8 protein-coding genes are annotated in these 11,775 nt (G+C 46.2%); 1 reads left to right on the forward strand and 7 read right to left on the reverse strand.

What is annotated here, in order from left to right:
* Positions 1-52 precede the first annotated feature (52 nt).
* The 5 genes from KAI36_RS20525 to KAI36_RS20545 all read right to left on the reverse strand — a co-directional run bounded on the left by KAI36_RS20525 (position 53) and on the right by KAI36_RS20545 (position 7,788).
* The gene (locus tag KAI36_RS20525) at positions 53-3,286 is read right to left on the reverse strand and encodes a cellobiose phosphorylase (protein ID WP_220025866.1); all 3,234 of its coding nucleotides are present in this window, start codon (positions 3,284-3,286) and stop codon (positions 53-55) included.
* An 18-nt stretch (positions 3,287-3,304) separates the two neighbouring features.
* A complete protein-coding gene (locus tag KAI36_RS20530) occupies positions 3,305-4,651 on the reverse strand; it encodes a GH1 family beta-glucosidase (protein ID WP_220025867.1) in 1,347 nt (448 codons plus the stop codon).
* Positions 4,652-4,674: 23 nt separating this feature from the next.
* Positions 4,675-5,493, reverse strand: a complete 819-nt coding sequence (locus KAI36_RS20535) for a carbohydrate ABC transporter permease (RefSeq protein WP_220025868.1) — start codon at positions 5,491-5,493, stop codon at positions 4,675-4,677.
* Complete coding sequence (locus KAI36_RS20540; RefSeq protein WP_025721484.1) at positions 5,493-6,386, reverse strand: carbohydrate ABC transporter permease; 894 nt, start codon at positions 6,384-6,386, stop codon at positions 5,493-5,495. Before KAI36_RS20540 ends, KAI36_RS20535 begins: the two co-directional genes overlap by 1 nt.
* A gap of 73 nt (positions 6,387-6,459) precedes the next feature.
* A complete protein-coding gene (locus tag KAI36_RS20545) occupies positions 6,460-7,788 on the reverse strand; it encodes an ABC transporter substrate-binding protein (protein ID WP_220025869.1) in 1,329 nt (442 codons plus the stop codon).
* A 285-nt stretch (positions 7,789-8,073) separates the two neighbouring features.
* Between KAI36_RS20545 and KAI36_RS20550 the strand changes: the two genes are divergently transcribed.
* Positions 8,074-9,114: a LacI family DNA-binding transcriptional regulator gene (locus KAI36_RS20550; protein ID WP_023989982.1), complete on the forward strand. Its 1,041-nt coding sequence runs from the start codon at positions 8,074-8,076 to the stop codon at positions 9,112-9,114.
* 85 nt (positions 9,115-9,199) lie between these two features.
* Here KAI36_RS20550 and glpK read toward each other — a convergent pair whose 3' ends face one another.
* A complete protein-coding gene (glpK, locus tag KAI36_RS20555) occupies positions 9,200-10,693 on the reverse strand; it encodes a glycerol kinase GlpK (RefSeq protein WP_025721477.1) in 1,494 nt (497 codons plus the stop codon).
* A gap of 32 nt (positions 10,694-10,725) precedes the next feature.
* Positions 10,726-11,550 carry an MIP/aquaporin family protein gene (locus tag KAI36_RS20560; RefSeq protein ID WP_220025870.1) on the reverse strand — a complete coding sequence of 275 codons (825 nt, stop codon included), beginning with the start codon at positions 11,548-11,550 and terminating at the stop codon, positions 10,726-10,728.
* Between the last annotated feature and the right edge of the window lie 225 nt (positions 11,551-11,775).

Raw genomic sequence — 11,775 nt, forward strand, 5'->3', positions numbered from 1 at the left:
TAAAAAGCCGTCATGCTCTGTTATTGCAGCATGACGGCTTTAATTAATGGAGCTATGTCCCCAAATATACCTCGATACGGGAAATCAAGCGATCTCTCACATCTTGTGCCTCTTTTTGATCTAATACAGCCTGGCTTATCGTCTTCTTTTCGCCACTGGCGTAATGCAGTACATACTGGGTCACTATGCATTCCGGTGCATAAGTATCCTTGCGATCCGTATTAAAATAAGTCACCTGGCAGCTTCCGAGAAAACAGAAAGATAACTCACCTGTAGCTGTGAATAGCCAGCCTGGCAGCTTGGGCTCCAGTCTCAAGGATAGGCCCCTATGATCATAGCCAAACGGCTGCCCGCCGGTCATCATCCATATCCACATATGAATAAATTCTGCCGTAGATCCGCTCAGCCTCGCAATATATCCCGTTCCATGCAAACTTGCATCAGGATTAGCCATACTAGCAATAAAGGAGCTATTCTCCAGCGTGCTTCTTCCGTAGACCTCTGGGTCCATAAAAGGCGGTAACGCTTTTTTAATGTCTGAAAAAAATTCAGTGTATAGCCCCGCCCTTAAGCATTCAAGTAAATATTTAAATTCCATATGCATAAATATAGATTCATTTTCCAGCCAACCCGGCGTAAAAGCTCTGGAACGACCGAGTTCGAATGGCTGCCCCGCCAGACTTTCATTCACCTTATACATGCCCAGCTTCCTGTCGTAAAGTCCACTCTGCCTGATTTGCCGATACAGCTTCTGCCCATTTACAATGTCACCAACCACTTTCATAGCCCGGGTCGGTCCCTCCAGAAAATATGGTGTATCCTTACGTTCGAAGGAATGTATGTTTACGAGCTTGCCCCCGGAGTCATCCTCCTGTACCTCGAATTCTCTGGCTTCATAATAAAAGAAGGTTGGGTATATCCCCTCACCGATAAGCAGAGCCTTATCCATCCCCTGTTGGAGCTTACGTTCAGCCTGGCGCAAAAACACCAGCACATCATCAAACGCTAGTGGTGTTTCTACCCCTTCAAATCCAAAACGAACTGTTTCTCGATACGCTTCTCTAGCATCCGAAATTCGTGACCAGAAGCTGTAATCCTTGCTTTCATTCCTGTAATCAGCCTCATCAGAAGCGTGGTAGTATTCCTCCATTGTGAGCCTCAGCTGTTGGATCAACTTAGCAACTTCTCGCGGCAGCCGTAGCACAGAATCGCCCGAAAGCTTCACCTGTGCATTTATTAAAAATCTTACGAGTCGCTGTAATTCACACAGTTCACTGAATCCAGAAGCAAACAGCCCCGGAAGTCCGTTCATGGAATCATTCCATCCCGGCTTGCCCGCCTCCATCTCAATTCCCAAGCCCTCCGGGTCCAGCGTGGACAGCTTGATGGCTGCCAATGACAGCAGCTTTTCATATAAATTAGACTTATAAATCTCTCCGCTTCCATGTTCGGTTCGAACCCAATGAACATCACGATCCCGGGCGTGCAGCTGAGCTTCTTTCTCCTTGCTCTCTACGACCGCCCCGTACTGACGGATACGTCCGTCCTTCATCTGCACGTATTTGTTTCGACGTGGCTGTACCCATGCGGGACTGTCGTAATACATGTACTCTCGGGTCGCGAGCAAGAGTTCCTCTTGTTTGTCCGGATAGATACTTAGATAACTTTCGATTAGATCCATGTTATAAGTCCAATGGTCGATCCAGAAACCTTCACCAAAATCAGCCTCATAGCATTGTTCGGAATGCTTGAGAGCTTCGGTTACAAACGTCTCAACCGTTTGCTTTAGCGCGATGTTGTCATGAATGATATGTTGAATCAGCTCACCCGGGGTGAACGACGATTGGAAAAAAGCACGCAAAGACGAATGATCTGCCACCTCCACCTGTCCTAGCAACGGTTCCAACTCTCGTATTTGAAAGCTACACCCCTTTACAACAAGCGGATTATAGCCGTCTGGCTGAATCAGGCTCATAAACAAACGGATATTGAAATCTCCTATGCCGGGGTTAAACCACACATCATTTCTCCGGTTCTGGTTCGCATCGCGAAAATTACCATTTCCTTGAGAATAATATCCCGCCTGGAGCTTAAAGAAATTATAGTCCCGTTCCAGATCCCCATGCTTGCGCGAAAATACATGATATACAAATGGTTGCTCGGTGCCGTTGTCCAGCAGCAATGGATAACCACCGCGCAAAAGGTTATCCAGATAGTTCTGACGGCAGTATTCGTCAAATAACGGAATGGATGTCCGCGTTGCCATTTCATCCGTCAACTCTTCGATCAACGCTTTGGCTTCCTCCGTCTTCCGCTCAATATAAGACATGGTTGCAATTTCCGTAATCCGTTCATTGATAGAGTGAATATCATTCACATGCCCAATGATCGTACAGTGATTGACGGCAGTACCTGCCGCTAGTCGTGCTGTGTAGCCGCTAAACCCACAAGGCACTTTATTCGTCGTCACAGCCTGCTGTGAAACCAAGTCTTCGACGCGTGTATGGATAAAGCGATCCGGGAAGGTGAGTGCCGTATTTTGACCAAATATTACGGACGGATCAACAATTGGACTCAATAGCCTGGTCTTGCCCTCCTTCTCCACAAAGCTGTACATAAAATGTCCCGCTTCAATTTGATGAATCTCACTTGTATCCGCTGTACTTCCACGTATCTTATAGTAAGGAATGCTATTGTTGAGATTATACACATCCATCCAGCTTTTCAGTGTATGTCCAAGCTCCTTGTATGCCGCATTATCAATACCGAAGGGCAGCACGGCAGGCATGCCGTCTAGCACCTCCAGTTCAAGCTCTTGAGCGGAATGATTGACAATCTCCACCTTGCGCACCAAAGCAGCGTAACTTTCATGAGGAAGCGTGAAATATTGCACACGTACCTCAAGCCCTATGTCTGGATTGGAGCTATGTATTTCCAGCATGTGGCGGGATATCAGCATTTTTTGCTGTTCACGCTCCATAGGATGCACAGCCGAAAATGGCTCCACATAGCTCCACTCATCCTGCATCTTCACCTTTAAAAACGTTCGAAAGCCATGTATCGGCACGAGACTATAGCTGCGGTTGGCCGGAAAAAACTCCATGATTGCTCCATTTTTATCCTCCACACCAAAGCTCGCAATTCCTTGTCCACGATTAACATAATACGCCCACAGAGGAATCCCCTGAACCCCAGCAATACCGGGTAGAAAACTGGAAAAGGGCTTGGCCTGCGCATAATTCTCAATCACAAAACGTCCTTGATCGTCAAAATAATACTGCTGCATCGTATCCCCCTTTTCTATTTAAAACCCGTTATTCGCCATCACTTGTTTGAACCACAGCGCACTTTGTTTGGGTATCCGTTCCTGTGTGTCGTAATTGATGTGTATAATACCGAAACGTTTGCTGTATCCCCAGGCCCATTCAAAGTTATCGAGGAATGACCAGACAAAATAGCCCTTAAGCTGACCTCCCTCCCCAATAAAGCGATGGCATGCCTTTAAATGTTCCTCAATGTAATGCTGACGCCCAATGTCCTCAATCTTTCCATTCACCAGTTCGTCCTTCATCGCTGCTCCGTTTTCCGTAATCAGGATAGGTAATCCCTTGGTAAAATCCTTCTCAATCCGCGTTAGCAGCTTATAAAAGGATTCAGGGTGAATCTCCCATCCCATATCCGTTACCGGTTCCTCTATGGAAATCTGCTCGACCTGAAGCAACGAAGCGTCTGTAGTCGCTCGAATGATACTGCGGGCGTAGTAGTTGATGCCAAAAAAATCCCCTGGCTGCTGAATCAGCTCCATATCACCAGGCTGTACAAAATCCAATCCGTTCAAGTGCCCCCCGTACCATTCCACCATATCCTCAGGGTATTTCCCGTTAAACAATGGCTCGGCAAACCAACGATTAATAAAGCCATCCCGCCGGAGAGCAGCGGCTACATCTTCGGGGTGTTCAGAGGCTGCATCAACATGCTCCATGTTTAGCGTAATACCGATGTTGCCCGTCAGGCCCTTTTCCTTGTGTAAGTTCATGGCTATCCCGTGACACATCAGAATATGATGAGCGGCAGTAAAGGCTTCCCTCCAGTTCTCATGGCCGGGGGCATGCTCGCCTGTGCCATAGCCCAAAATAGAGGCGCAATAGGGCTCATTTATCGTATTCCACCAGCTTATACGCTGTCCAAATCGATCCATGATTACAGAGGCATACGTTTTAAAATGTTGGATAATCTCTCGCTGCGTCCAACCGCCCTCGTCCTCAATCCACTGCGGTAGATCCCAATGATACAGCGTCAGCATTGGAATTAGCCCGGCCGACTCAATCTCATCCAGCAGACGCTCATAGAAGAGTAGCCCCTGTTCGTTAACCACGCCGGGTGCGGGAATAATGCGCGGCCAGGCTACGGAAAAACGGTAATGTAAAAAGCCAAGTTGCTTCATTAATTGCACGTCTTCCTTAAAGCGGTGAAAATGGTCACAAGCCACATCTCCGCAGTCCCCTCCTATCACCTTCCCGGGTGCTCGACAGAAAGTATCCCAAATAGAAGGCGTTCTCCCTTCCTCATCCACGCCACCTTCAATTTGATAAGAAGAGGTCGAAGTTCCCCACATAAACGTGGTGGGGAATGTATAGGTATTCTCACTCATACTCGGTATCATCCTTTCAGGAATCAAGACTTCACAGCTCCGGCCATTGCACCGCCGACAATAAAGCGCTGGAGGAAAATATACAAAATAACGAGCGGTAGTGTAACAATCAGAATGCCGCAAGCGAGCAGCGGCCAGTTGTTCATGTATTGTCCGTAGAAGGAGAACAATCCCTTGGTCACTGGCTGATAAGCAGGATCAGACAAATAAATAGTAGGACCTATAATGTCGTTCCACGCCCCAATAGCTGTCAAAATAATGCCTGTCGCCAACACCGGCTTCATCAGCGGGACAAGAATCGTAAACAAATATCGTGAATATCCGCACCCGTCCATTGCAGCCGCTTCATCCAGCTCTCGGGAGACAGACTTGATATATCCCACAAACATCAGGAAAGCGATGCCGGTACCTGTTGTTTTCAGTAAGATAAAACCAAGCTGGGTATTGTAAAGTCCCAGGCTATTAATGAGAGCAAACTGCGGAATCAGCGGATTCGGGAGATACATGGATATCAGGAAAAACACATAAAAGAAGGTGCTGAACTTAACATATCCCCGTGCCAGCGGAAAAGCCGCAAACACGGATATAATCAGCGTTAATAACGTAGATACGCCTGTATACAAAATGCTGTTCCACATGTATTGAGAGAAATCCCCTTTTTCCCAAGCATCCATAAAATTCTCCAAGCGTATACTCTTGGCTAGAGCTACAGGATCCATCAGATACTCACTTTGAGTCTTCATCGATACATTAAAAAGGTAGAAAAGCGGGAATACATACAACGAAAGCATGAGCAGTACGATGATGTAGCTCAGTATTTTGGCTCCTTTGGTACTGCTCATTACATTTCCACCTCTCTTCTACGTAAGTAATACAGGGCAATCATCGATACCGTAAACACGAACACGAACTGGATCATAGCAACTGCGGAAGCAAGGCCGTAATCTGATGTCCCAGAGCCAAAGGCTGTGGCATATACATCAAACGCAAGTGTCGTCGTGTTGAATTTACCACCTGTCAGCACATAAATAATGTCAAAGGTCTGCAATGCGCCGATAATGGACAGCAGCATATTGACGGTAAAGGACGGGGCAATCATCGGAAAGGTAATATTTTTGAACGCTTTCCATCCAGAGGCACCGTCCATGTACCCTGCTTCATATAAGTCACTGGGGATGGATTGGAGTCCGGCTAAGAAAATAGTCATCGAGTAACCCATGTACATCCAAATTTGCACAAAAATAATCAACTCAAATGCAATATCATAATCCCCGAAGAAGTTGGAGCTGGTTCCAAAAAAGTTCATCAAGGCTTGCGCAGGTCCCCCAAGCGGATTGGCAAGCAGCTGCCAGATCAGGCCGGATACCGTTACCCCGAGCACAACGGGTAGGAAAAATACAGAGCGATATAACACATCCCCTTTGAGCTTCTTATTAATAAGGATGGCCATGAACAGCCCCACTGCATTTTGAATCACAACCACCGCTACGGCAAAATATAAGGAACGGCCAATGGAAGCGATGCGATCTCCAGAATCGGAGGAGGTGAAAAAGGTCGTGTAATTCTCGAATCCTATAAAATTCCACGTCTGTCCCGGAACCCCGGTAGCATCTGTAAAGGAAAAAAGCACGGTTACCATAGAGGGTCCAAAACCAAGAAGCAAATAGAGCAGCACCGGAATACTTAGCAAAAGATAGGGCATTATCCGGGCCGCACCCTTTCCGAAGGGATACATGGGTCTCACACCTTTTTACATTATTATGGGAGCTTTGCAGTTGCCCATTTGTTTTCCTGTAAAATCTATAGATTTATTTAGGGGCTGCCGCATCCCAGTCTGCCTGAGATTTCTGGGCAAGCTCCAAAGGCGTCTTTAGCGGACCAGCAGGCGCCAAAAATTCCGCATGTACGCTGGCTTCCTTAATGTACTGTCCAACATTCTTACGATTGATAAATAGCTGATCCCAAGAGAGCTTGAAGTTTTCCAGTGAAGGTTGGATTTCATTAACAAAGTCGCTGCTTATCTTCACATCAGACTGTGTTGGCAAAAATCCAGCAGCGTTCACAAAATCCGTGTAGTTCTGCTTCTCGGAGAGCATTTCAAGCCATTTGATTGCATAATCCTTGTTTGGTGATTTTTCCAATACCATCCAGGTCATATCATACTTGCCTGCAAGGTTTTTATTTTGGGCCGGATCGTTACTGCCCGGAATCGGGAAATAACCAAATTTCAGCTCTGGATTGGCTGTCTGGATCGTAGTTGCATCCCACGTACCATCCGCAATCATAGCTACACGCCCTGAGGCAAACAAACTTGGCAAGGTTCCATAGTCAATCCCCATAAATCCACCAATGGCGTTGTTCATCAAAACTTGTGTTTTTTCCAGCACTTCAAGCTGGACGGGGTCTGTCAGCTTCGTCTTACCTGTCCACAGCCCTTTGATATATTCCAGCTGATCATCATGGATAGAGGCTTGAAGCCCTTGGACAGCAAGGTTAATAGGCCATACATCCTTACCGCCAAAACCAAGCGGTTCTACACCATTATCCTTGAGCACCTTCATCACATTCACCAGTTCGTCCCATGTCGTCGGCACAGTAAGATTATATTTTTCAAAAATATCTTTGTTGTAAAACAGACCTGTCAGGGCCACCTTTCCCATGTTTACACCATATACTTTGTCGTTGTAGGTCATGGCATTTTTGACATCTGTAGGATTATAGTTTTTGATAAAAGCTTGATCCGACAGATCTGCAATGAGTCCTCCCTCAATCCACTGCTTCCACATCGGATCAGCCGCTCCCTTAGACCATTCCTGCGGTGCGCCTACGAAGCTGAATTTCAAAGGAATAATGTCTGCATCACCGGTTGAACCAGCATTCATACGCGTTTGCATCAGTTGATCATAAGTTGAATCAGCAGGAACCGTCGTGTACTCCACCTGAACATCGGGATACTTCTCTTCAAACTTTTTATTAAATTCCTTTATATAGTTATTAATGTTTTCTTGCTGCCAATGAATAATCTTTAACGTGACCTTTTTATTCCCGTTCTGTCCAGCTTCACCACCTTTGCCGCAAGCAGCCAATACCACTATTAAAGCGGTTACAAGAAGTAAAGAAAAACACTTTTTCAGCATTGCAAAATTCCCCCCTGTAATCTTAGAATAAATGCATTCACTTTTACGAAAGCGGTTTAGTTAATTACAGCTACTATTATGTATCGGATAGCCTGTATTTGTAAATAGAGATTTGTAAATTATCAAAAAAAACACAAATTATCGTTATTACTCTTTAAAATATTAGGCAACATCCTTTATTAGTACTGTTGACTCACTTCTATGAGGTAGCATAGAATACGAGTAATCATTAAGTTTGAAAAGCAAAGTCAATTTAACTAAATCAGTTTAGTTACGGAGGATTCCATGAATATAAAAACAATAGCTAGCATGGCAGGCGTTTCAGTGGCAACGGTTTCGAAAATCATTAACAATTACACGGACATCAGTGAGGAAACCCGGCAGCGGGTACTTAAAATCATGGAGGAGACAGGCTATAGACCCTCCTCCTCGGCTAAAACGCTTGCTACCAAAAAATCTAATCTGGTAGGCGTTATATTTGCCGGCAAGCTGAATGTTGATTTTAGTCATCCTTTTTTTGTAGATATCATTAATGTCTTCAAAAAACAGATTGGCCTGCTCGGTTACGATCTGCTGTTTTTTTCAAATGAGAAATTTCTGGATAATGGAGAGGACTATTTGGCTCGATCGAAATATTTTTCAGTGGACGGGTGCATTATTATTGCTGGAGATGAGGTGGAGAAGAGTGTTTTTGATCTCGACGCCAGCCCTATCCCCTGCATCGGTGTCGATATTGAACTAACCGGAGCTAGTTCCTGCTATATCATGTCCGACAATCAGAAGATTTCAATGAAGGTTGTTGAGCACTTTTACATGAATGGATACCGCGAAATGGGTTTTATAGGCATTGAACGCCCCTCCTTGGTTATTAAAGAGAGAGAGGAGGCCTTTATCGCTTCACTAAAACGGTTTAGTCTTGATGTCAGACCTGAATGGATCGTGTATGGTAAGGACTACGCGGCAGAAGATGGATACCAGATCGCGAAGGCGTGGATACAGCAAGGAAATTTACCAAAAGCTATTTTTGCGGCTACCGACTTACTTGCTTTTGGTGCCATACGTGCTTTCAAGGAAAGCGGCTTGAGGGTACCCGAGGATATTGCTGTAGTGGGATGTGATGATATAGAAGCCTGTCGTTATACCGAGCCTCCACTGACGACTGTAAAACAAGACAAGCAAAAAATAGGCCGTCTAGCCGCTATGGTGCTGTTTGACCTGATGAATAAACAAATGGATACGAAATGTATTAAAGTAGAGCCGGAACTGGTCATTCGTAGCTCCTGCGGAGCCCGGCAACATTGGAACCATACGAAGGTCAAGAGTTAGCACATGCCTTAAAAAAGATGACTTCTGATAAATTCAGAAGTCATCTTTTTGCAGTTTAATATTCAGAGACCCATCGCTTAATCTATTACTTGTAGGCCATCGTCGCATTCACAGCCTTTTTCCAGCCTTCATACAAATTTTCACGTGTTGATTCATCCATATCCGGGGCAAAAGAGGTTTCCACCCTCACCCGCTTGCGAAGTTCATCCGTGCTCTTCCAATATCCAATAGCCAAACCTGCCAGACATGCAGCTCCCAGTGCCGTCGTCTCATGGATAACTGGCCGCTCCACTGTTGCATCCAAAATATCGCTCTGGAATTGCATCAGAAAATTGTTCAATACAGCTCCTCCATCCACCCGCAGCGTCTTCACTGCAATACCTGAATCAATCTCCATGGCTGTAAGCACATCCTTGGTCTGATAAGCGAGTGACTCCAATGTGGCGCGGATAAAATGCTCCTTCGTGGTCCCGCGTGTCAGGCCGAACATCGCTCCGCGCACCTCGCTATCCCAGTAGGGGCTGCCCAGTCCGACAAAAGCGGGTACAAGATACACTCCTTCTGTAGACGAAACACGGGCGGCATAAGGCTCACTGTCCTTCGCTTCACGGAACATGCGCAGCCCGTCTCGCAGCCACTGGATCGCCGACCCCGCTACAAACACACTCCCCTCGAGTGCGTATTGTACTTTGCCTTCCTCCAGTCCCCAAGCGATGGTCGTAATCAGACCGTGCTTGGATTCAACAGGCTGATCCCCCGTATTCATCAGCATGAAGCAGCCTGTGCCGTAAGTATTTTTGATCATCCCTTTTTCGTAACATGCCTGACCAAACAAAGCTGCCTGCTGGTCACCTGCTGCACCGGCGATCGGTACATTCTGACCAAAGAAATGATAATCCACGGTGTGCGCATATACCTCGGAAGAAGGTCTTACCTCAGGTAGCATGATTTTCGGAACACCCAGAATGTCCAGCAGCTCTTCGTCCCACTTTAGTTCATAAATGTTGTACATCAGCGTCCTGGCTGCATTGGAGTAGTCTGTTACATGTGCCGTTCCGCCGGATAATTTCCAGATCAGCCACGAGTCAATCGTACCGAATAACAGGTCACCTCGTTCTGCCTTTTCCCGAGCGCCCTCCACATGGTCCAGTATCCACTTTACTTTAGTGCCTGAAAAATACGGGTCGATCAACAGCCCTGTTTTGCTGTGAAACAGCTCCTCGTGCCCTTGCCGCTTCAATTCTTCACAGATGTCCGAGGTTTGGCGTGATTGCCATACGAGTACGTTATACACAGGCACTCCTGTATTTTTGTCCCACACAGCCACCGATTCTCGCTGATTGGTAATGCCGATGGCAGCCACTTGATTTGCTTTTACACCGGATTCGGAAAGACAGGAAGCAATGACTCCGAGAATAGAGCTCCAGATTTCATTCGCATTCTGCTCCACCCAGCCGGGATGAGGAAAATATTGCGGAAATTCTCGCTGAGCCGAGTACACTACATCTCCTTCGCTATTGAACAAAATCGCTCTTGAGCTTGTCGTTCCCTGATCTAGTGACAGAATATATTTTCCCATTGTTCATCTCTCCCCGTGTAAATCCATCGTTTTTACGCTGTAAGTTTGTGATCCGTTTTATGACTTTTATAAGTACGACTCATACGGAAGGTAATCAAGAGTACAATCACGATGATCCCTAGTAAAATCCAGAAAGCCGGAGTTACACTCCCCTTAAAAACAGCCTGATAAAATAGCCCTGCGAAAGATCCACCCAACAGCGGCCCTACAATGGGCACCCAGGCATATTTCCAATTGGATGCTCCTTTACCGGGAATCGGTAGTAAATAATACATCAGACGCGGCCCAAAATCTCTCGCTGGATTGATGGCATAGCCCGTTGTGCCTCCAAAGGATAAACCGATACTGACAACCAAAAAACCCACAATCAGCGGTTTCAATCCCCCTGTAAATGAATTGGCACCAAATGACTGCAGAGCAAGAACAAAGATGAAAGTACCTATCATTTCACTAAGCACGTTGGCAAACGGATGATCAATAGCCGGTCCTGTCGCAAACACACTGAGTTTGGTTGCTGTGTCCTCCGTCTCTTTCCAGTGAGGCCAATAATGCAAAACGACGATTATCGCACCCGCCATGGCCCCGAGAAGCTGAGCCACAATATAGCCAGGAACGTCCTGCCATGGAAAAATGCCCTGAAATGCCAACGCCAGTGTCACTGCCGGATTCAAATGCGCTCCGCTGATTTCACCCACTGCATACACCCCAATAGCAACCGCGAGCCCCCATCCCATTCCAATCACAATCCAGCCGGAAGCGTGAGCAAATGACTTTTTCAGGGACACCCCTGCGCACACTCCGCCACCTAGGGCAATAAGAATCATTGTCCCTATGAATTCGGCTGCGTATGGCGACATATAACCTACCTCCTCAATAGATCATCCGATTTCGATCGCTTTCATCGCGCAAAAAAAGAAAAGCCATCACAAACTAACCCTGTGCTGTACCATGGGTGTCTGCGTGGCTCTCTTGTCTCCGTCACGATTATTAACTTAAATTTGATACTATATAAGCATGTAAGCGATGTCAACTTCGGATTTACGTCTTTTCATAGCTTAAAATAATCGTTGACCATGTTAGAT

Origin of the sequence: Paenibacillus sp. S02 (genome assembly GCF_019454065.1) — a bacterium.
Lineage (GTDB): Bacteria > Bacillota > Bacilli > Paenibacillales > Paenibacillaceae > Paenibacillus > Paenibacillus polymyxa_B.

What these genes read in the sequence shown, in the direction of transcription:
- KAI36_RS20560 (WP_220025870.1), bottom strand. Translation starts at nt 11,550, where the DNA reads ATGTCGCCATACGCAGCCGAATTCATAGGGACAATGATTCTTATTGCC.
- glpK (WP_025721477.1), bottom strand. Translation starts at nt 10,693, where the DNA reads ATGGGAAAATATATTCTGTCACTAGATCAGGGAACGACAAGCTCAAGA.
- KAI36_RS20545 (WP_220025869.1), bottom strand. Translation starts at nt 7,788, where the DNA reads ATGCTGAAAAAGTGTTTTTCTTTACTTCTTGTAACCGCTTTAATAGTG.
- KAI36_RS20530 (WP_220025867.1), bottom strand. Translation starts at nt 4,651, where the DNA reads ATGAGTGAGAATACCTATACATTCCCCACCACGTTTATGTGGGGAACT.
- KAI36_RS20525 (WP_220025866.1), bottom strand. Translation starts at nt 3,286, where the DNA reads ATGCAGCAGTATTATTTTGACGATCAAGGACGTTTTGTGATTGAGAAT.
- KAI36_RS20535 (WP_220025868.1), bottom strand. Translation starts at nt 5,493, where the DNA reads ATGAGCAGTACCAAAGGAGCCAAAATACTGAGCTACATCATCGTACTG.
- KAI36_RS20540 (WP_025721484.1), bottom strand. Translation starts at nt 6,386, where the DNA reads ATGTATCCCTTCGGAAAGGGTGCGGCCCGGATAATGCCCTATCTTTTG.
- KAI36_RS20550 (WP_023989982.1), top strand. Translation starts at nt 8,074, where the DNA reads ATGAATATAAAAACAATAGCTAGCATGGCAGGCGTTTCAGTGGCAACG.